This window comes from Streptomyces sp. NPDC111656 (genome assembly GCF_055656965.1).
The window spans coordinates 903,311-922,865 of sequence record NZ_JBVKCA010000001.1; the positions used below are offsets into that span (position 1 = coordinate 903,311).

Here is a 19,555-nt window from a genome sequence, read left to right on the forward strand (position 1 = left end):
GGTGGATGACTTCGGTGAAGATCGTCGGTCACCGGGACACTTCGCGGTTGGTGAGGGGGAACAAGGCCCTGACCAGGGCGGTCGCCAAGGTCGCGTCGGTGCGGACTTTGCCGAGCACGCGCCAGTTTTTGAGGTGGGCGAAGCCAACCGGTGTCCGCCCCACGGCCAGTGCGGTGTTCGACAGCTTCTGTCCTCGTGTCAGGGGCCGGTTGCGGGCGGCCTTGTAACCGGTGATCACTCCGGGGCCGGTGTCGGGGCCGCTGCCGTCGAGCCCGACGAAGCCCAGGTTGGCGATCGCCCCGAGACTGGCCGCCCACAGCTTGACGGTGAGCTGGTCGTGTCGACAGGCGATGATCTCCGAGGTCTGTTCGGGCCGGGCCGCCGAGCCCCAGAGCAGTCGGCCGCGATCGTCGGTGAGCGCGATCAAGAGCGGGCCATGGCATTTGCTCTTGCCGAAGTAGTTCTTCCGGTTCTCTTTGCCGGAGCGCCGACGGTCCGGATCAGCGTGCCGCCCAGCAGCACCACCCCGCCCCCCTTGCGGGCGATCTTCCTTTCCTCGTCGATGACTTCCTGCAGGCCGGGGGGATCTCGGCGGTGATGCCCTCGGCGTGCAGGGCATGGGTGGCCTTCTGGGCCAGTGCGGCTCCTCGCGGTCGATCCGGGCCGGGACCATGGTGCGCTCGTCGGGGGAGTCGAAGCCGTGCGCGGTCAGGAGGGCCTGGGCGGTGCGGTACTGACTGCCGGTCAGGCGTGCGGGCGGTTGGGTGGGCGGGAGGGGCGTCGAGGAAGACCCGGGCGTCGAGGCGGACGGGGGCGTCGGGAGGAATACCGGGCATAAAAGGCGGGCTTGTTTCTGGTCCGGGCCCGGCCGAGGGGCGGCCGGGCCCGACGGCGGAGGGTCATCGGTGGGCGCGCGGGCTGGGGCGGTGGCCCGGTCGCGCGGGGCGGTTGCCCGCGGAGTGCCGGCATGCTTCCCGCGGGAGCGGGCGGGGTCGCGGTGGCGCACATCCAGCGGGTGCGCAGGGCGTTGAGGTCGGCCAGGGCGCGGCGGCTGCCGGTGATGAGCTGATGGGGGGTGTTGGCGGGGTCGTCGGTGTAGGCGGTGATCCGTGCCGCGACTGTCTGGGCGCGGGCGAGGAGGGCCCGTTTGACGATCTTCTCGCCCCAGTACTCGGGGGAGCCGGCGGGTGTGGAGACCAGCGCCATCACGTCCTTGGGGGCGAGGGAGCCGGTGAGGAGACCGCGGTGCTGGGCCTCACCGAGGACGGTGACCGGGTCGACCATGTCGCCGCGGTGGACCAGCGCCGTGATGGACTGCCAGAGCGCGGCGTGTAGTGGCAGAAGGAAGTCCGCCTCGGTCAGCCACCGCATCTGGCGGACCTCCGCCGGATAGGCGGTGGCGGTCGCCAACAGCAGGCGCTCTTCGTCGAGGTCCTCCTCGCCGGTCTGCTGCGGGACATCCGCCGGGAGTGCTGTGCGGGGGAAGGAGCCGGGGTGCGGGGCGAACTGTTCGGCAAGGGCGTCCAGGACGCGGCCGATGTCATCAGCCAGGCCGAGCGTCGAGGCGGCCGGGTTGGGCAGGCCGGAGTCGGTCGCGGTGGACGCGAGGCGCTCGGCGTGCCCGCGCAGGACCCGGCGGGCGTTGTCGGCGCGGATCATCCTGGCGTACGCCGCAGCGTGCTTGGGCTGCGGGCAGAACTGGATCAGGCTGTGAATGTAGGAGGCGCTCAGGCCGGGAGCGTGCGGACGCGCGTGCTCCAGCACGGCGTTGAGCCAGGCAGTGTCCTTTGCGTGGTCGGCGGGGTCGGGCGGTGGGAGGGTGCGGATCGCGGTGAACAGCGCGGCATGGGTGTGGCTGTCGAAGTGGTGGGCGATCAGCGGCTCGGTGTCGGCCAGACGGGCAGGTTCGAGGAGAAGGGCGCCGAGCAGGGCCTGCTCGGCATAGTGGACCGGCCTCGGCACCGGCGCGAGGTCGAGGTCGTTGTCCTTGTCGGGTTCGGGGGTGTGGGTCATCAGGCGGCGAGGGTGAAGTCGTCGGGGTTGAAGGGCTTGTTGAGGTTCGGGGCGAGCAGGTGTGCTGCCAAGCGCGGGGGGACAGCGTTGCCGATCTGCGAGAACGTTTGGCCTTTGTTGCCCTGCCAGGGATAGTCGGCGGGGAAGCTCTGGAGCACGCCCGCTTCCTGTGCGGTGATCTTGATCGGGGCTGGCACCGGTCGGTGCTCGCTGTCCGGCACGCCGGTGGCGGTGTCGGCGACCCAGGTGCACTCGTTGGCCCGGTGGCCGAAGAACAGCGTGCCCGCGGGCTCGTCGGCGCGGCGCACGGTCGCGTTGGACTGGTTGTTGCTGCGCAGTGACCATGACCAGCGGTGTGCCTCGGCGGTGAAGGTGGGGGCCGGAGCATCTGCGGGGCGGTTCTCGCGGGTACCGTGCCCGGCGGCCCAGCCGGAGCCCTCCCGGCGGGAGGCCAGGACGATCTCGGAGTCGGGATGTGGTGTCCAGGCGCCGCGGGCGCGGGCGTCGGTCAGGGTCTTACGTGAGCCGGAGGGGAAGGGTTCGGGGCCGCCTCCCGGTCCGCCGCCGGCGCACACGGTGGGCACGGGCCGGTCAGTGGCGCCCCAGCCCAGGGCTTCGGCCATGGAGACCCACCGGTGACGGCCGGGTCCGAACAGCGACTCAGGCTCGGCGGCCGTCGCGTGGGTGGGCGGCGGGGGCTGGGCGGTGCGTACGCGGGAGGCGAGCAAGATCGCTCGCTTCCGGGTTTGCGGGACGCCGTAGTCGGCGGCATTGAGGATGCCAGCCCAGACGGAGAATCCCCAGGTCCGCAGGATGGCCGCGTACTGCCGCCACAGCGGCAGGACGTCGGGGACTTCCTCCATGACCACCCACTCGGGCTCGCCCGCGCTGTTGAGGGCGTGCAGATAGCGCATGGGTTCGGCCGCGAGGAGAGACCGTTCGTCCGCGCACGCGCCGAGCAGCTGCTCACGGGTGTCACGGCCGGTGGCGAGGTCGGCGACGGCCTGGTGGACGAGCGGCTGGTCGACAAGACCGAGGCGCTTGCCCGCCATGCTCCATGCCTGACAGGGAGGGGAGGCGATCAGCCCGAGGATCCGGCCGGAGAAGATCCACGCCGGATAGCGGGCGACATCGGTCCGGATCGTCAACTGCCCGGCCTGGGCACGGGTTTTGCAGGCCCGCTCGTCCCATTCCAGGCCGATGTCCCGCGCGCCGAGGACGGTGAGCGCGTGGCTCCAGCCGCCGGGGCCGGCGAACAGGTCGAGGATGATCCGCATCAAGAAGCCATCCCGAAGTTGTTCTGCACCGGCTGGACTTCACCCCGGCAGGTCCAGGGAGAACAGCTGTCGACCGCGCCGTACTCCATCTCCTCGACCGCGACGGCACGGTTGCCGCTGTGCAGCCGGCCGGAGAGTGCGTCGTGGTGGCGGGTGTATGCGGTGCCGAGGGTCAGCAGGCGTTCAGGGGCGTCGTAAGACGTCACCGGCGTGCTCCCTGCGCCACGGCGGCCTTGGGCGCAGTGGCCGCTGCGGTCGTCAGCGGGGCCCGGTGACGCGGCTGCGTCAGGGCCCGGTGCCCGTCCTCGGTGACGGTGATCTTCTGGCCGTGGTACAGCGAGGTGCTGGTGTCGGTGGTGACGAGTCCGCGTTTGGCCAGAGCCCGGTAGGTGGCGATGGAGACGCGGGTGCCGTCGTCGGTGGCGACGCGGGTGACGCCCAGCCCACGTTGTGAACTCTCATACAGCCGTCCGCCTCCCAGGAGGGACTTGAGGGCGTCGTACTGGGCGGCGGTGAGTGCAAGGCCGGTCGTCTGCTGTGCGGATGCTGCCGTGTGATCCTGCATGGATGCCAGGGCTTCGGTGATGCCGTGGGCGAGGTAGTGGCACCCAGTCGCGCCCAGGTCGAGCTGGTGGGCGGCATCGTCGAGGTGCCCGGTCATACGCGGAATGGCCTCGGCGTGCCGTGCGGTGCGCACCGCCTCGTCGTCGGCCACGTAGCCAGAGAAGTGCGCGCCCTCGTACGGGTTGGCGAACAGTGCGTTGGCGATGTCGTTGCCGGCGAGCGAAGAAGCGGACACGACCGAGGCCAGCAGCTCCAGCCCGGCGCGGCTGCTGGCGATGTTGGTGTATGTGCTGTTGTCGAAGGCGGTCAGGCGCAGTAGGGCGCTGGCCGTGAGGTTCTGTGCCTTGAGCAGGAGAGGGCTGATTCGGCGCAGCGCGTCCGTGCCGGGGGCGTAGGAGACGTCGCGTAGGCGTGCGCGGAGGGCTTCGAAGTCTCGGGCTAGTTGACGGAGTTGGCGGACTTGTTCATTCAGGTCGAGCGGGGGCGTGGAGATGGGATGGCTCCTGGGGACGGCGATTCAGCGGCTTCGGGTGGTTGCCTGCGTGGCGGTGGGGATCGGACGGGGCGTCGTGCTGGGGGCGGTGCCTGGCCCTGCCGGGGGTAGTCCGATGACGGAGGCGAGGGCCGTGATGCCTGCTGGTGTGAGGTGCACGCGGTCCTGTGGCGGGCCGCCGATGTAGGCACCGAGAGCCGAGTTCGGGGTCCGTTCGGCAAGGCCCTTCGACTCCAGGGCCCGCAGCATGCTCATCAGGACCTTGGGCTCCCGGGAGCGCGTGAACTCCCGACCCAGGGAGCTGCTGGCCACGACATGCCCGCAGGCGATCTCCGCGAGGGCAGTGCGCTGGGTGGCTGTGAGCCGTTCATCCGGTGCGATGGCGGTCGACCAGTGACGTCGACGTGTCTCTGCGGCGAGAGCTGCGGCGCAGCCGACCGCGGCTTCGGGAGCCAGGGCGGTCAGCTCACGAGCCGCCTGGACGCCCAAGTCGGCTGACGCGGTGCTGAGAAAGGCGAGCTGTTTCAGCCGCGCCACGGTCTCTGTCAACTCCGTGCTCGCGTAGATCCGTTCATCGTGGATGGCTTTGACGGCGATGCGGGTGTCGGACGCTAGGCGCTGCGCGGAAGCGACCTGGGCCTGCGGCTCGGGCTCGGTCGCAGCGCGAAGGAGGAGGTCGAGCGCGTCGTTGTGCCGGGTGTATTGATCGGCGAGGCTGAGCAGCCGCTCGACGGGCGTCAGCGGTGGCGGCACGTCGAACAGCAGGAATTCGGTGGGCGGCGTGGTCATGCGCGGCGCCGTACGGCCGGAACCGGCACGGGGACGCCGGCGCTCGTGCTCGGTGTCGCGGGACGGCGGGGCACACCAAGGCAGGCGCGGGCCGCTGCCAGGTCCTGACCGGCGTCGTCGAGGTGGACGCGCAGGTGGCTGTGCTGGTCGATCGCGTCGAGCTGTTTGTGGAGCGTTGTCTGTCCGCCGGGTTGGGCGAGGGTGACGAGTGGGGCGAGGGCCTGGGTGTAGTGGGCGATGGCCCGTCCCAGGTGCCCGGTCGTCTGTCCTAGGGCCTCGGCCGGAGGGATGCTGGCGATGTTCGGAGCGAGCTGGTACTCGGCGTCGGCGGCCATGCGGGCGGCCAGATGGCAGAGCAGGCCGATGTGCCGGGTGGCGGTGAACAGGCCGCTTCCGTCACCGGTGATGCGGTGGTCGCGCATGTCGGCGATGACGGCATCCACGGCTTCGTGCGGCTCCATGTCGTCCAGGTCGGCGGGCTCGTAGGTGTGAATGGGCGCCTCCGTGAGCGAGTTGAGTGGGGAGAAGGGGCGCGCGGACTAGGCGGCGGTGCCGAAGTCGGTCTGCTTCGGGGCGGCCTTGGCGACGGCGCGATCGGTGATGCCCTTGGACGCGCGGGCGGAGGCGGCGGAGAGTTCGCCGGCGCCGGGCTCGAGATACCAGGGGCGCAGGTCGAGCATGGCCGCGCGCATGCCGGTGGCGAACGCGAGCGCGGTGCCCTTGGGCAGGGCGCGGATGGCGTCGGCGGCCAGGATGCGTTCCTGTCGCATGCTGACGGACGTGGACTTGCCGGACTCGGAGGTCGAGGTGGAGGTGGTCTCGACGTCGTGATCGCCGATCAGACGGCTGAGCTTGTCGGCGAAGTCAGGGTCGTCGATTCCGGACCCGATGACCTTGATCGTGGAGGCGCTCCACATGGCGTCCATGCCGGCGTCGCCCCAGACTTTCTGGCCTTGGCGGTAGCTCTGCAGGTGACAGATGAGAGGCTCAGAAGGGTGAGCGAGACACCACCGAACACCCTGCAATACCGCTTTGACGGGCCAGAAGACGCCCCTGTCCTGATCTTGGGCCCCTCCCTGGGTACCACATGGCACATGTCGTAGAAGCCGTCTCCGGGCGTCCAACTGCTCCAGGGCGAGTACGTAGGTCCAGGTCAGAGCCCTGTGAGGTGAGGGTGTCCGTGGGCTCGTGATAGGGACGTGACAGGAATGGCGCTGCAGAACCCCCGCTGGCTCGCCTCCCTCTGGCGGGGCTCCGTGATGTGAGAGGGCATGGTCCGTTAGCTGGCTGGAAGGAAACGGCTGACCCAGGGCGCTCGCCCCGGGCTCACGGGCCGGCGTGGCCGCAGTAGCCATGATCTCCTGCTCGCGGCAGGACTTGCTTCGACCGGCGGGAACTGCATCAGCGGCTCGTGTCGGCGTCGCCGTCGTCATTGGAAGAATGCGGCTGTTTCCTGCCGCCTGGAGCGGAGTCGTCTCCTTGCTCTTCCAACAGCTCAAGGAGTGCGGCATCCGCCCTTTTCCGATCTTCCTTTGTCAGCTCGATCGGCGCGTTGTTGTAGACGGTGTAGCGATCCGGATCGGTGATGTTGGCGGCCCGCAGGGTGAACGTCAGCAGGCGGCGCCACCCCTTGCGGTGGCCGACCCTCGCTTGCAGCTGGACCTTGAAGTCACGGGCTTCCGGCATGAACCCGGAAAACGGTGCCTCGAACTCGATGAAGAGTTGTTGCGCTTCTCTGCCGGGCACGACGAAACCGGCTGGCAGCTTTGGATCCTCATCCGGTCCGGGCTGGAGGCGAGACGGTGAGGACACCCACAGCAGTGACAGGTGGGAAGCCGGCTCGTCAGGGAAGGTCAGGATGAGGTCCTGCACGACTATCGGCTTGGGACCGGTGTTGTGAAGGACGAGCGGGAGCCGCAGGCGGGCGGTGGATGAGTGGACGATCGCTGCGAAGGAATGAGGCTCCCACGTCCTCAGGCGCCCCTGTCTGGCGTTGAGCCACCAGAACGACGCCACGGTGAAGAGCAACGCGCAGACCGACACCACACCAGCGCCTGTGAGCGATGAGGACGCGGCCTGATCGGTCGCGGTCATCAGCGGAACCACAGATTCAGTCTGCCAGCCCCGGCGCGGGCTCGCTAACGGGACTCAGGGGCCTCCGCCGCCGGCGCCCATGACAGGTGGCCGCTACAGCCCGCGGCCGGCGTCACGAGCCCACATCGGCAAGGAGCACGAGATACCAGGCGACCAGTGCGGCGCACACCATCGCGGGGACGAGTTTGGGCAGTCGGTCTCCCTTGCGCGCGTGTGTGGTCACAGCACCGGCGAGCAACATCAGCAGGCCGAGGCCGGCCAGCCCTCCGGAGACAGGTAGGACCGGGCCGAGGGCCACGCCGATGGCGCCCGCCAGCTCCAGCGCACCGATCACCCGGTAGGAGGCGGTGGTGAAGCCGGCATGGGCGGCCAACTCGGGCATCGGGCCGAGCGCCATGATCTTGGCCACCCCCAGCACGGCGAAGATCAGCACGATCAGACAGGCCAGGGCGGAGGAGAGGCTCATGAAGCGTCCTTGACGGTGTGCGGCTGACGGGCCTGACGGCGTTCGGTTCCCAGGTCGGCGAAGTAGGCGACGAGGTCCGGGTTGTCGACCGCCGAGGGATTGAGGACCTGCTCGGCGAGGGCGCCCTGGAGGAGGCGCTTGACCGGGACCTCGAGTTTCTTGCCTGTCCTTGTGTGCGGGATGGCCGGAACGGCGAGGATCTCGTCGGGGACGTGGCGGGGCGACGCCCCGGTGCGGATGGCGTCGCGGATCCTCTCGCGCAGCGCGTCGTCCAGCGTGACACCGGGAGCGGGAACGACGAACAGAGGCATCCAGTAGCCGCCGTCGGGTTCCTCCGCACCGATGACGAGGGCCTCGGTGATCTCGGGGAGGCGTTCGACGATGTCGTGGATGTCGGCACTGCCCAGGCGCACGCCGTTGCGGTTGAGAGTGGCATCGGAACGGCCGTGGACGATCACCGAGCCGTGGGAGGTGAGGGTGATCCAGTCACCGTGCCGCCACACGCCCGGGTAGGCGGTGAAGTAGGCGTCGCGGTAGCGGCTGCCGTCCGGGTCGTTCCAGAAGTACAGCGGCATGGACGGCATCGGGCGGGTGACGACCAGTTCGCCGACCTGGTCGACGACCGGCCGTCCCGCGCCGTCGTACGCGGCCAGCGCCACACCGAGGTTGGGGGCGGAAACCTCGCCCGCCCAGACGGGGGTCGTGGGGGCGCTGCCGGCGAAGGCGGAGACGACGTCGGTGCCGCCGCTGGTGGAGGCCAGCTGGATGCCTGCGCCCACATGGTCGCGGACCCAGGGGTAGGCGGAGGCGGGCAGGGCGGAGCCGGTGCTGCCGATGGCGCGGACGCCCGACAGGTCGTGCGCGGAGGGTTCGAGGCCCAGCTTGGCCATGGCCAGCAGGTACTGGGGGCTGGTGCCGAAGACGGTGACCTTGTGGCGGGCCGCCAGCTCCCAGAGGATGTCCGGGCGCGCCACCGGCGCGGGGCTGCCGTCGTAGGTGCAGGTGGTGGCGCCGGTCAGCAGGGTGGAGACGACCAGGTTCCACATCATCCAGTGGGTGGTGGTGTACCACAGCAGGCGGTCCCCGACGCCCAGGTCGCAGTGCAGGGCGAGGATTTTGAGGTGTTCGAGCAGGACGCCGCCGTGTCCGTGGACGATGCCCTTGGGCAGTCCGGTGGTGCCGGAGGAGAAGACGATCCACAGGGGGTGGTCGAACGGCACCGGGGTGAGGGTGAGGTGTTCGGTGCGGGTGGCGGCGGCGTCCCAGGGCACTGGCAGGTGGGTGTGCTGGGTCTCGGGCCAGGTGAGGCCCAGGTGATCCACGAGCACCGTGGCCTTCAGGGTGGGAAGGGCGTCGGCCAGTTCGAGGGAGGCGGTGCGGCGGTCGTGGCGGGTGTCATTGAAGTGGTAGCCGTCAGCGGTGATGAGGACCGTGGGTTCGAGCTGGGCGAAGCGGTCGGCGGCGGCCTTGGGTGCGTAGTCCTGGCCGCACACCGACCACACCGCGCCGAGGCTGGCTGTGGCGAGGAAGGCGATGACGGCGTGGGGGGTGTTGGGCAGGTAGCCGACCACCCGGTCGCCCTGTCCGACGCCCAGGTCGCGCAGGGTGGCGGCGACGGAGGCGACCTGGGCGCGGAGCTGTCGGCCCGTGATCTCGTAGGCGGCTCCGGTCTCGTCCAGTGCGGTGATCGCGGGGGCGTCCGGGTGCAGGTTGCGCAGTGCATGGTGGGCGTAGTTGAGGGTGGCGCCGGGGAACCAACGGGCGCCGGGCATGGTCTCCTCGGCCAGCACCCGCTCGTACGGAGTGGCAGCGTCGATGTCGAAGTACTCCCACACTGCCGCCCAGAACCCCTGCAGGTCGGAGACGGACCAGTGATACAGGGCCTGGTAGTCGGTAGAGTCCTGGATCCCTTCGGCGCCCTGGTGCCGGGCGGCCCACCGGGCGAAGTCCGCGACGCGGCTGCCGGCCGCCGTCTCCGGGTCGGGCGGCAGGAACGGCTGCGGATGCGGCGTGGGGTGCTGGGTTGTCATGGTGCGGTGCTCCTCGGCGGGGGAACGGACCGGGAATCGGCGGTACGACGGGCCGGGTGGAGCAGGGAGGCCCAGGCGGTGGGGTCCGGGAAGTGGCCGGTGCCGGCGGGGACGGTGTCCATCACGACGCGGTCGGGGCGTAGCAGGGCGGCGTCGGCCCGGCCGCGTGCCAGCCAGGCGACCAGCGTTCCGTCGTCCTCCAGGTCGTCGAGGCGGATCGTGGTTGCGTGAAGTGCCGTGGCCACGGCCGTCATGTGCGGGGTGGGCGGCACAGCGGTCAGGACGGCGAAGGAGTCTCCGAGGACGTCGTCCAGGCGCATTCGCCTGCCCTCGACGATCACCCAGGGCTGTGGGCAGAAGGTGCCGGTCAGCCGACGGCCGATGAGGCCGGGGCGGCGCCGTACGAGCGGGCCGGCGGTCAGCGCGGGGCTGAGGTCGCGGCTCACCGCCGCGGTCACGCCTGGGACGCGGGATGCAGCACCGACGACGGCTCGGCGGAGTGCCGCGCCGCGGTCCTGTCCACCGGTCATGGCCCAGCCCATGGCCACCGCGAGCCGGATCACGTAGCGGGCGTGCGGTTTGCGCTCGCGCTCGTAGGTGTCCAACAGCCTTTCGTCTGCGCCCTGTTGTAGAACGCGGGCGAGCTTCCAGGTGAGGTTGCGGGCGTCGCGCAGGCCCGCGCACAGACCCTGCCCGATGAAGGGCGGCGTGAGGTGGGCCGCGTCACCCAGCAGGAACACGCGTCCCTGGCGCCACCGGTCGGCCAGGCGGGCCCGGAAGGTGTACTGCGCCTGCCGGATCACCGCGAAGTCACCCCACGAGGCGTCGGACGGCAGGTCCACCCAGGGGGCGACCAGCTCGCGCAGGCGCTTCAGCCCTCCCGGTCCGTCCAGGACCTCGTCGTCGGCCAGGCGGAACTCCCAGCGGTAGCGGTCCTCGCTGAGGCGCATAAAGGTGGCGGGCTGGGTGGGGCAGCAGATCTGGTCGACGCCTTCCCAGGTCCGCACTGGCCGGCTGGTGCGTACGTCGATCACCCGCCAGCTCTCTTCGAAGTGCAGGTCCTCCCATACGGCGCCGATGGCGTCGCGGGTGAGGCTGCCGGCGCCGTCGCAGCCGAGGACTCCATCGGCCCAGACATGCTCGTCCTCGTCGCTGCCGTCGCGGCGGAAGGTGATCCGGACCGGAGCCGTCCCGTCGGTGCCCTGCGTGACGGACACGACCTCGACCCCGCCCCACAGCTCGCACTCCGGGCGGCGCGCCAGAGCGTCGCGCAGCAGACGCTCAAGGTCCGGCTGGTCGAACATGCTGGTTTGAGGGAAGCCATGCTGCCCGTGCCGGGATCGTGTGAATTCGGCGATCACGCGGTGCCGGGCGTCCAACAGCCGCAGCCCGCGCGCCGGCCGGGCGAGGGCGGCGAACTCCTCGTGAATGCCGACACTCTGCAGGATCCGGCGCACCTCGTCGTCCACGACGACGGCACGTGGCAGGGGGTAGACGTCCTGGTGGCGTTCCAGGACGAGGCTGCGCACGCCGTACCGGGCCAGCAGGAGCGCAGCCGTGACTCCCACGGGTCCCGCGCCGATGATGACCACGGGTCTCCGGGATGCGGCGCTCACGTGGCGTCCGCGACAGCGGTCTGCTGCTCGCCCAGGTCGATGTGCCCGTCGGGGGTGGCGATGGTGGCGGTGACGAGGTCTCCATTACGCAGGTATCGGGGGTTCTTGGCCTGGCCGTTGAAGAACGCCTTCCATTTCAGGGCGGGGGGCAGCAGGGCTGCGATCCTCTCGACCGGCTTGGGCGGGGCCTTCAGGGCGGTACCGCCGGGTGTGCCGGTGAGCAGCAGGTCGCCCGGGTCGAGGGTCTGGAAGCGGGCGAGCAGGGTGAGCGCCTGTGCCGGCCGTACGATCATGTCGGCGAGGGTGCGGTCCTGGCGCGGCACGCCGTTGACGTTCAGACGCAGCCGCAGGTCGATCAGGCGGGCGAAGTCCTCGGGCTCCAGCAGGGCCAGGTACGGCCCGGTGGGCGTGAAGGTCGGGTAGGACTTGCTCTCGTAGAACTGGGTCTTGGTCAGCTGGACGTCACGGGCGCTGACGTCGTTGGTGAGGACGAGTCCGGCGACATACGAGGGCAGGTCCCGCTCCTCCACGACGGTGCCCACCGGCAGGGGTGCGCCCATGACGAGGCCGAGTTCCACCTCGTAGTCGAGAAACCGCACATGCGCCGGGCGGACGATCGTCTCGTGCGGGCCGCTGACCGAGCCGGACGCCTTACGGAAGAAGGTGGGCGGGATGTCGCCGGTGAACCCCGAATCCTTGGCGTGACTCCGGTAGTTGACCATCTGGGCGACCACCCGGCACGGAGTGGTGACCGGGGACAGTGTCACCAGGCCGGCGACGGGCGTGCCGCTCTCGCCGGAGGCGGCGGCCTCCCGCACGGCGGCCCGGTCGGCGAGCAATTCGGCGGTGGTGACCGCCTTGGTCTCGATGCGGACGGCGTGCTCGTCCCGGACGGCCCACCAGCCGTCGGGGGTGCGCAGAACGTTGGTGCTCATGAGCTCATCGCTTTCATCAGGCCCAGCAGGCGTGCGGGGTCGAGTTCGTTGTCGCCGCGCAGGGCCGTCATGACCTCGCGAAGCTTGGCGGGAGAGGGGTTGGTGCCCAGGAAGTCGCGGGTGACGGGCGGACCCCACTGGGCCAGGCCGCTCGCCGACATCGGCGCCCATCCGGGTTCGAGGTCGCGGGAGAACAGGTCGCCGTCGGCGAAGTGCTCCAGCATGAAGCGGTCGGGGTCGCGCCAGTAGTCGAAGAGCTGGCTGCCCTGGATGTGCCGACCGATCCCCCAGCTGCGCCGGTAGCCGCGCTCGGCCAGGTACTCCCCGCCGGCGGCGATCGCGTCGAGGTCGGTGACCTGGTAGGCGGAGTGGACGTACCCGTTGCCGGGCCCCAGGTGCAGGGCGAGGGTGTGATGGTCCACGGGCAGGCTGCCCTGGTCGCAGCGGATGAACGCCATCGTCGGCCCGCGCTCGCGCTGCCCGTCCAGGAACAGGAAGTCGGACACGATCAGTCCGAGGGTGTCCAGGTACCAGTCCAGGGTGCGGGTGAACGTCCGTGTCTCCAGCACCACATGGCCGAGGCGCTGGATGCGGGACGGCTCCCGGGGCGGACGCTGGGTGGTGTTCGTACGTCGGGGTTCGGTGCCGGTGTTGAGGGTCAGCGGCGGCTGCTCGGGCAGCGCGGGCAACGGCTCGGCGCAGTGCACCACCCGGACCGGGAGGCCCGAGGGATCGAACAAGGCGACCGACCGACCGCCGCCGGGGACGTCGATGTCCCGGACGGTGTGTCCGACGGCGGCGGCCAGCCGGTCCACGTCCGCCCGCTCGGCCGCACGGAACGCCGGCCCGAGGAAGCGGGAGGCGTGCCCACGCCGGATGACCATGCAGGGAGAGCCTGCGTACGTGCCGCGAAGCCACAGTTCGTGCGGGGTGCGGGCGGCGATCGCGAAGCCGAAGTCGCGGGCGAACACCTCGGCCCGGTCCAGGTCGGGCTTCTCGAACTCGAGCCAGGCCAGGTCCGCCACCTTGATCACCGGATTTCGGGATCGTGCGGGGTGCTCGCCGCGCAGGGCGCCCTGCTCACTGTGAAGGTCTTGGTGGGGCGTCAGAGGACCGCCCTTGTTAACGGGGATGTGAGACATGGTGTCCTCCAAGCAACACTGCCGTAATGAGGAAATCATCAACTCTGCCGTTTCCCTGCGTCAATGGGTGCGGCCCAAATAATTGAGGATCTCATCAGTAATGGCAGTGCCATCGTGGCGGCGGTTACACTGGGTCGTATGTCGACGTCAGCCCCGCCCAAGAACCGCTTCGAGCGGCGCCGCGCCGAGACCCGTCAGGCGCTCGTCCGTGCGGCCCGTCAGATCCTCGCGGAGACCGGGGACACCAGCGTCAGCATCCAGGCCATCGCCGAGCGCGCCGATGTCGGTTTCGGATCCTTCTACAACCACTTCGAGTCGAAGACGGAGCTGTTCGACGCCGCGGTGTCGGACGCCTTGGAGGAGTTCGGGCAGGTCATCGACGCGCGTGTGGAAGGCATCGACGACCCGGCCGAGCTGGTCGCGGCCGGTTTCCGGCTCACCGCCCGGATGGCGGACTCCCACCCGGAACTGATGCGGATCCTGCGTGACCGCGGCCTGTTCCACATCCACTCCGACAGCGGCCTATCCCCGAGGGCCCTGCGCGATCTGGAGATCGGCATCGCGTCGGGCCGTTTTACCTGCGGCAACGCGACCACCGCCCTGTCCGCACTGGGCGGCACCCTGCTGTCCCTCGTGGCTCTCAGGCTGGACCGCCCGGACCTGGACGGCGATGAGGCCGCCTCCGACCTCGCCGAGATGGTCCTGCGCATGCTCGGCCTCGCTGCGGACGACGCCCATGAGGTCACCCGGCGCCCGCTGCCCGAATCCGCCTGACAACGTCCTGCACCTGAAGCGCAGCCGCCTGTGCGCTACGCCGGCGGCGACGAGGAACGCGGTGGCCGCGGCCTCACCTGTGAGGTCGTCCCACGTGCACGCGGCGTTCTCCTCGGCGAGTGCCGGCATCAGTGCCTCCAGCGCTTGGGCGAGGAGGGGTGCTGGAAGGTGGTCCGCGAAGACGCCTTCGCACTGACCACGTCGTAGGGTGGCGACGGCTTCTGCGCGGGCCGGTGCCAGGGTGGCGCGGATCGCATTTCCTCCCAGATGCCGTCGCGCCAAGGCGATGAGCATGCGGTATTGGTCGCCCACCGCCCATGCCGCCAACACCATCCGCGTCATCGCCTCGATCGGGTCAGCATCAGGGGTACGGGCTGCGGCGAACGCCTGCCGGAGTTCATGGCCTGCGTCCTGTGTCAGCTCGGCGACCAGCGCATCCCGGCTCGGGAAGTGTCCGTAGAGGGTACGCCGGGCGACACCGGCTGCCTGAGCGATGCTGTCGAGACTCGCGTCGGGGTCCTGCCGCAGTTTCTGCCGGGCGGCCGCGAGGACGCGTCTGCGGTTGGAGTGAGCATCCTTGCGCTGCGGAGCGCGGCCCGGGGCGGTGGTCGTCTGCATGGTTCTGCCTCTCCACGGTTGCCGGAAAGCCGTGGGCGCCGGTGCTCCCTCACGCACCGGCGCCCACTCACCCCTGCCCAGGGTGGCTTGATGTCCTGCTGACAGGCGTCAGGGGACGAGGATGAGGCGGATCGGGTCGCCGATCTTGTTCTCCAGACGGCTGACCGCGTCGGGCGCGTCCACCAGCGAAATGTGGTCCGTGATGGAGGGGGCCAGGTCGAGGCGGCCTGCCGCGGTCAGCCGCACCAGCTCGGAAACCGACTCGGGACTACCGCCGTAGTGACCGCGGACCTGCTTGCACAGGTAGTTGAAGGTCAGGCCCTCGGTGATGGTGAGCGGCCTGGGGGTGATGCCCACCAGGATGAGGGAGCCGCCCAGGCCGAGCACGGAGGCGGCCTGCTCGCGGACGGCGGGGACGCCGGCGCAGTCGAAGGCGAAGTCCAGGCCCCGTCCCTCGGTGGCTGCGCGGACCTGGTCAGCGAAGTCGGGGGCGGCCGGGTCCAGGGCGTAGTCCGCACCGAAGTCCAGGGCACGCTCACGGGCGGTGGGCAGCGGGTCGACGGCGATGATCGGCGCGGCGCCGACCAGGCGGGCGAGACGTACGTTGTGGGCGCCGACGCCGCCCACACCCCAGACGCCGACGGACTGGGCGGGACGGACGCCCGCGGTGGTGACGACGGCGGCGTAGGGGGTGGAGACCGCGTCGGGGATGATCGCTGCCTGGTCGAAGGGGAGGCTGTCGGGGATGGGGATGAGGGTGTCCTCGCGGGCGATCACGTACTCGGCCCAGCCGCCGTCGTAGTCGATGCCTGCGGTGAGCATCTGGGTGCAGGGGCGGCGGCGCACGCATCCGGCGCACGTACCGCAGGTCTTGCCGGCCTCCAGGGTGACGCGGGTGCCGACGGGCAGGCCGCGCTTGAGGTCGGGGCCGAGGGTGTGGACCACACCTGCGACCTCGTGGCCGACGGTGACCGTGTCGGAGGTGGCGAACAGCGGGACGAGGGAGCCGTCGATCAGGTGGACGTCCGAAAGGCAGACGCCTGCGGCCTTCACCTTGATGAGGACCTCGCCAGGGCCCGGTACGGGGATGGGGACCTCCTCCACGGCGAACTTCTTGCTGTCCAGGTGGAAGCGTCCGGCGAGCATGGTGTCCATGACGATCTGCTTTCTGTGAGCGGCACCGCCCGGTGGTTCGGGGACATGGGTGCCGTGTGGCGTCTGAATGGCTTGTGGTGGCCGGGAGGCGTACGGCAGGCAGCGGGGGTGCCGCACGCCTCCCGGCGGCTGGGGGTCGCACGCCGTGACGGCGTGCGACGGTCAGGCGAAGACGTCCTGCTGGTAGCGCTCGTCGGCCTCGAGCTGGGCGAGCCACTGCTGGGCGGTCTCGTCGTCGCAGCCGGTCTGCCGGCGGTAGATGGCGGCGAGGGCCTCGCGGACGGCGGGTGCCATACGGCGGCCGTCACCGCAGACGTAGATGTACGCGCCGTCCTCGATGGCCTGCCACACCATGTCGGCGGCATGGGCGATGGCGTTCTGAACGAACCGGGCAGGGTGGCCGGTCACCGCGGAGAAGGCGGTGTGGACCTGGGCGATCCCGGCCTGCTCCCAGTCCTGCATCTCCTGGCGGTAGAAGTAGTCGTGCTCCGGGTGGCGGCAGCCGACGAAGACCTGTGACAGGCCCACCTTTGTGCCGTTGGCGTGCTGCCAGGCCCGCTCCTCCAGGAAGCCGCGCAGCGGCGCGATGCCGGTGCCGGGACCGATCAGGATCAGCGGCGTGGCGGGGTCGGCGGGCGGGGCGAACGTCGGGGAGGGGACGCGGACGTAGCCGTACACGACGTCCCCAGGCTCGAGGCCGGCGACGTAGGAGGAGCAGGTGCCGCGGTACTGGCCGTCGCCGGACAGGGCCGGGCCCTCCAGCAGGCCGACGGTCAGGCGCACGTGGCGCGGGTTGGCCGACGGGGCGGAGGAGATGGAGTAGAAGCGGGGACGGATCGGCCCCGTCATCTCCAGGAGGACCGCCAGCGGCAGCTCGACCGCGGGGAAGCGCTCCAGCAGGCCCAGCACCGAGACCCGCTTGCCAAGGATTTCCTGCTGGTAGCGCTCCTCGGCCTCCTGCGTGTCGGCGGTGTACGCCTGGAGCTGCGGCCGGGTCCACGGGCAGTCGGTGTACTCGGCCAGGGTCTGGATCTGGGAGCGGGTGGCCACGTCCTGCAGCTCCAGGAACTCGGTGAGCAGGATGCCGGCGGTGACCGGAGTGCCTACCGGCAGGTGCGTGCGGCCACCGGCCGGCTGGTCGAGCCGGAGCACCTGGTCGTAGTCGACACCGAGCCGCCTCAGTGCGCGCTCCACCAGGGCGAGTTCGTTCTTGGCGAAGACGGCCAGGTGGTTGCCGGTGTCATAGGTGACACCGTCGGGCAGCTCGAAGGTGAGGGACTTCGCTGACGGGCGCGGCGGCTCGATGCTGAAGTCCCACAGGCCGGTCGCGTCGGCCACGAGCTCCCCGTTGGCCACGACAGTGAGCGGGTACGCCTGCTCGGAGACGATGGCCGGGCGTACGTCGGACTCGGTGAGCAGCTGGACCTGGTAGCGCGGGCCGCTCGCCTCGGAGGTGTCGGCGGCGTACTCCTCGGCCAGGGTGGCCCACAGAGTGTCCATCCACCGAGTGGCCATGCCGTCGAAGTCACCGGCGGCGTCCGCGATGCCGCGCTCGACGACCGGGGTGGCGCCGGCGGCCAGCAGACCTTCCTCGATCCGCTTGGGGAATGCCTGGTAGGTGGCCACCCACTGGGTGTTGCCCGCGCCCAGCAGCGCGAACCGCACATTGGACAGCGCGCCCTCCGGCAGTCCGGCGGCGAGCAGGTCGTCGAAGCGCTGGGCGTTGTCGGGTGCCTTGCCGTTGTAGCTGGCGGCGACGACGGTGAGCAGGCCCTCGGTGGGCAGGTTGTCGCCCAGCTCGTCCAGGCTCACCAGGGTGGTGCCGAAGCCGGAGCGCTCGCTGCGGTCGGCGATGGTGCGCGCAAGGTCCTCACACGAGCCGAGACTGGATCCGTAGGCGACAGTGAGGTTGACGCCGACGCCGCTGACCGCTGCCTGCGCCTGCGTGTCGCCGGTCTGCAGGTCCGCGGCGCCGAAGACGGTCCGCTCGTGTTCCTGCCGGCGACGGACGATCAGCTCGAAATTGCCGGGCTTGCGCGTCAGCGCCTCCCGCACGTCCATCTTGTAGTCGCTGGTGTCGGAGAGTTTGAACTTTTGCAGCACCAGCGCCAGGGCCAGGCGGGCCTCGGTGAGCGCGAACTGGCGGCCGATGCAGGCACGTACGCCGTTACCGAACGGCTTGTAGGCGTGCGGGTGCTGCTGAGCCCGCTCTTCCGGCAGCCACCGGTCGATGTCGAACTCGTCCGGACGCTCCCACGCGTTGGGGTGGGTGTGCAGGGGGCCCTCGAGGATGTTGACCCGGGTGCCCTTCTTCAGCAGGTAGCGGCCGCCGATGACGGTGTCCTCCAGCGGGGCCTTGCCGAACGCCGGGATCGGAGCCCACAGGCGCAGGGTCTCGTCCAGGATCCGCGGGATGACGTCCAGCTGCATGATCGTGTCGTAGTCCGGCACGGTGTCGCCGGGCATCAGGCGGTCCACCTCGGCATACGCCTGCGACAGGACATGCGGATTGCGCATCAGTGAGTACGTGGCGAACGACAGCAGACCACTGGTGGTCTCGTGACCGGCGATCAGGAACGTCAGCACCTGGTCGCGGACGTTGTCGTCGGCCAGCAGCTTGCCGGTGTCCGGGTCGGTGGCCTCCAGCATCAGGCCGAGCAGGTCCTCCTCGCTGGTGCCCCTCCCCTCGCGGCGCTCCTTGATCACGCTCTCGACCAGGTCCTGCATCAGGCGGATGTTCTGGCGGTACTTCCGGTCGTCCGCCTTACGGAGCTTGGTCATCATCGGCAGCTCCTGCGAGCGCCTCAGCGACTCCACCAGCGCGCCCAGCAGCGCGTTGAGGAAGGGATGCAGCTCCTCCTTGTCGAAGGACTTGAACCGGTAGCCGAACCCCGACAGAGCGATCGTGTCCAGCGTAAGGCGGGTGTAGTCGTCGGTGATGTTGACCGACTGCCCCTCCCTGCGCTCCCACTTGCCCGCCAGGTCCTGGGCGATCTCCAGCATCTGCCCGAAGTACGCCTTCATGGCCCGCTGGCTGAACGCCGGCAATAGGACACGGTGTGCCATGCCCCATTCCTCTTCGTGCTGGTGAGCGGTGAACAGGCCCGCGCCCGCGAAGTCCCGGACGTGGTGCAGCGGCGTCTTGTCGATCTGCTTGAAGAACCGCGTCTCGTCGCAGACCTCGGCCACCAGGTCCGGGTCGTAGACGAAGACCTGCTCGATGCCGGCGATGTCCATGCCGTAGATGCCCTCGGGGAACTGCTTGGACAGCTCACCGAAGTACTCCACCGGATTGGTGTCGGGGATCTGCGGCGTGTTGCCGAGGAGGGGGATCCCGCGCGGGGACCGGATGGGGCGAAGGTCGTTCGCGGAGTGCGTGGTCATGGCTTGCTCCTCTGCGTGGAGGGGATGGGCGAGGGCGCGCTGCGCAGGTCGATGGCGTGGCGCCGTACGAAAACATACGCCGTATGGAATTAGTACCGTACGGCGTATGGAAATGTGAAGCAATCCCGGCCACGTCTGTGGCCGCTGTGATTCAGGTCATTTCCATACGGCGTACGGAACTGATACCGTACGGGGTATGGAACAG

At 70.0% G+C, this 19,555-nt stretch carries 16 protein-coding genes and 2 pseudogenes; 1 reads left to right on the top strand and 17 read right to left on the bottom strand.

The window, feature by feature from the left end; genetic code table 11:
• Positions 1-28: 28 nt before the first annotated feature.
• From ACZ7M3_RS04150 to ACZ7M3_RS04215, 14 genes and pseudogenes are all read right to left on the bottom strand, one after another.
• Positions 29-427, bottom strand: coding sequence for a hypothetical protein (locus ACZ7M3_RS04150; protein WP_472060545.1), 399 nt, complete (start codon positions 425-427; stop codon positions 29-31).
• 317 nt (positions 428-744) lie between these two features.
• The gene (locus tag ACZ7M3_RS04155) at positions 745-2,013 is read right to left on the bottom strand and encodes a DnaB-like helicase N-terminal domain-containing protein (RefSeq protein WP_472060547.1); all 1,269 of its coding nucleotides are present in this window, start codon (positions 2,011-2,013) and stop codon (positions 745-747) included.
• Positions 2,013-3,290 (bottom strand): DNA cytosine methyltransferase, encoded by a 1,278-nt coding sequence (locus tag ACZ7M3_RS04160; protein WP_472060549.1) that lies wholly within the window; start codon positions 3,288-3,290, stop codon positions 2,013-2,015. The genes ACZ7M3_RS04155 and ACZ7M3_RS04160 overlap by 1 nt, the downstream gene beginning before the upstream one ends.
• Positions 3,290-3,496 (bottom strand): hypothetical protein, encoded by a 207-nt coding sequence (locus ACZ7M3_RS04165; RefSeq protein ID WP_472060551.1) that lies wholly within the window; start codon positions 3,494-3,496, stop codon positions 3,290-3,292. Before ACZ7M3_RS04165 ends, ACZ7M3_RS04160 begins: the two co-directional genes overlap by 1 nt.
• Complete coding sequence (locus tag ACZ7M3_RS04170) at positions 3,493-4,089, bottom strand: hypothetical protein (RefSeq protein ID WP_472060553.1); 597 nt, start codon at positions 4,087-4,089, stop codon at positions 3,493-3,495. Before ACZ7M3_RS04170 ends, ACZ7M3_RS04165 begins: the two co-directional genes overlap by 4 nt.
• Before the next feature lie 282 nt (positions 4,090-4,371).
• Positions 4,372-5,136 carry a hypothetical protein gene (locus ACZ7M3_RS04175; RefSeq protein ID WP_472060555.1) on the bottom strand — a complete coding sequence of 255 codons (765 nt, stop codon included), beginning with the start codon at positions 5,134-5,136 and terminating at the stop codon, positions 4,372-4,374.
• Positions 5,133-5,597, bottom strand: a complete 465-nt coding sequence (locus ACZ7M3_RS04180) for a hypothetical protein (RefSeq protein ID WP_472060557.1) — start codon at positions 5,595-5,597, stop codon at positions 5,133-5,135. Before ACZ7M3_RS04180 ends, ACZ7M3_RS04175 begins: the two co-directional genes overlap by 4 nt.
• Positions 5,598-5,675: 78 nt before the next feature.
• A pseudogene (locus ACZ7M3_RS04185) lies at positions 5,676-6,107 on the bottom strand (TraM recognition domain-containing protein); the annotation flags it as partial.
• A 430-nt stretch (positions 6,108-6,537) separates the two neighbouring features.
• Positions 6,538-7,230 (bottom strand): hypothetical protein, encoded by a 693-nt coding sequence (locus ACZ7M3_RS04190; RefSeq protein ID WP_472060559.1) that lies wholly within the window; start codon positions 7,228-7,230, stop codon positions 6,538-6,540.
• Between the two features lie 112 nt (positions 7,231-7,342).
• Positions 7,343-7,696 (bottom strand): DoxX family protein, encoded by a 354-nt coding sequence (locus ACZ7M3_RS04195; protein WP_472060561.1) that lies wholly within the window; start codon positions 7,694-7,696, stop codon positions 7,343-7,345.
• Positions 7,693-9,726 (bottom strand): acetoacetate--CoA ligase, encoded by a 2,034-nt coding sequence (locus ACZ7M3_RS04200; protein ID WP_472060563.1) that lies wholly within the window; start codon positions 9,724-9,726, stop codon positions 7,693-7,695. The genes ACZ7M3_RS04195 and ACZ7M3_RS04200 overlap by 4 nt, the downstream gene beginning before the upstream one ends.
• The gene (mhpA, locus tag ACZ7M3_RS04205) at positions 9,723-11,342 is read right to left on the bottom strand and encodes a bifunctional 3-(3-hydroxy-phenyl)propionate/3-hydroxycinnamic acid hydroxylase MhpA (RefSeq protein ID WP_472060565.1); all 1,620 of its coding nucleotides are present in this window, start codon (positions 11,340-11,342) and stop codon (positions 9,723-9,725) included. Before mhpA ends, ACZ7M3_RS04200 begins: the two co-directional genes overlap by 4 nt.
• A complete protein-coding gene (locus ACZ7M3_RS04210; protein WP_472060567.1) occupies positions 11,339-12,277 on the bottom strand; it encodes a fumarylacetoacetate hydrolase family protein in 939 nt (312 codons plus the stop codon). Before ACZ7M3_RS04210 ends, mhpA begins: the two co-directional genes overlap by 4 nt.
• Positions 12,274-13,419 (bottom strand): VOC family protein, encoded by a 1,146-nt coding sequence (locus ACZ7M3_RS04215; protein ID WP_472060569.1) that lies wholly within the window; start codon positions 13,417-13,419, stop codon positions 12,274-12,276. The genes ACZ7M3_RS04210 and ACZ7M3_RS04215 overlap by 4 nt, the downstream gene beginning before the upstream one ends.
• Positions 13,420-13,557: 138 nt before the next feature.
• Between ACZ7M3_RS04215 and ACZ7M3_RS04220 the strand changes: the two genes are divergently transcribed.
• On the top strand, positions 13,558-14,193 hold the full coding sequence (locus ACZ7M3_RS04220; protein WP_472060571.1) for a TetR/AcrR family transcriptional regulator: 636 nt from the start codon (positions 13,558-13,560) through the stop codon (positions 14,191-14,193).
• 429 nt (positions 14,194-14,622) lie between these two features.
• On the opposite strand, the pseudogene ACZ7M3_RS04225 reads toward ACZ7M3_RS04220, so the two are convergent.
• From ACZ7M3_RS04225 to ACZ7M3_RS04235, 3 genes and pseudogenes are all read right to left on the bottom strand, one after another.
• Positions 14,623-14,811: pseudogene (locus tag ACZ7M3_RS04225) on the bottom strand (TetR/AcrR family transcriptional regulator); the annotation flags it as partial.
• Positions 14,812-14,919: 108 nt separating this feature from the next.
• Positions 14,920-15,966 (bottom strand): zinc-binding dehydrogenase, encoded by a 1,047-nt coding sequence (locus ACZ7M3_RS04230; protein ID WP_472060573.1) that lies wholly within the window; start codon positions 15,964-15,966, stop codon positions 14,920-14,922.
• Positions 15,967-16,128: 162 nt separating this feature from the next.
• Complete coding sequence (locus tag ACZ7M3_RS04235) at positions 16,129-19,350, bottom strand: bifunctional cytochrome P450/NADPH--P450 reductase (RefSeq protein ID WP_472060575.1); 3,222 nt, start codon at positions 19,348-19,350, stop codon at positions 16,129-16,131.
• Between the last annotated feature and the right edge of the window lie 205 nt (positions 19,351-19,555).

Excerpts from the sequence above, each read along its gene's own strand:
- ACZ7M3_RS04155 (WP_472060547.1), bottom strand. The coding sequence starts at position 2,013 with ATGACCCACACCCCCGAACCCGACAAGGACAACGACCTCGACCTCGCG.
- ACZ7M3_RS04160 (WP_472060549.1), bottom strand. The coding sequence starts at position 3,290 with ATGCGGATCATCCTCGACCTGTTCGCCGGCCCCGGCGGCTGGAGCCAC.
- ACZ7M3_RS04175 (WP_472060555.1), bottom strand. The coding sequence starts at position 5,136 with ATGACCACGCCGCCCACCGAATTCCTGCTGTTCGACGTGCCGCCACCG.
- ACZ7M3_RS04180 (WP_472060557.1), bottom strand. The coding sequence starts at position 5,597 with ATGGAGCCGCACGAAGCCGTGGATGCCGTCATCGCCGACATGCGCGAC.
- ACZ7M3_RS04190 (WP_472060559.1), bottom strand. The coding sequence starts at position 7,230 with ATGACCGCGACCGATCAGGCCGCGTCCTCATCGCTCACAGGCGCTGGT.
- ACZ7M3_RS04195 (WP_472060561.1), bottom strand. The coding sequence starts at position 7,696 with ATGAGCCTCTCCTCCGCCCTGGCCTGTCTGATCGTGCTGATCTTCGCC.
- ACZ7M3_RS04200 (WP_472060563.1), bottom strand. The coding sequence starts at position 9,726 with ATGACAACCCAGCACCCCACGCCGCATCCGCAGCCGTTCCTGCCGCCC.
- ACZ7M3_RS04210 (WP_472060567.1), bottom strand. The coding sequence starts at position 12,277 with ATGAGCACCAACGTTCTGCGCACCCCCGACGGCTGGTGGGCCGTCCGG.
- ACZ7M3_RS04215 (WP_472060569.1), bottom strand. The coding sequence starts at position 13,419 with ATGTCTCACATCCCCGTTAACAAGGGCGGTCCTCTGACGCCCCACCAA.
- ACZ7M3_RS04220 (WP_472060571.1), top strand. The coding sequence starts at position 13,558 with ATGTCGACGTCAGCCCCGCCCAAGAACCGCTTCGAGCGGCGCCGCGCC.
- ACZ7M3_RS04230 (WP_472060573.1), bottom strand. The coding sequence starts at position 15,966 with ATGGACACCATGCTCGCCGGACGCTTCCACCTGGACAGCAAGAAGTTC.
- ACZ7M3_RS04235 (WP_472060575.1), bottom strand. The coding sequence starts at position 19,350 with ATGACCACGCACTCCGCGAACGACCTTCGCCCCATCCGGTCCCCGCGC.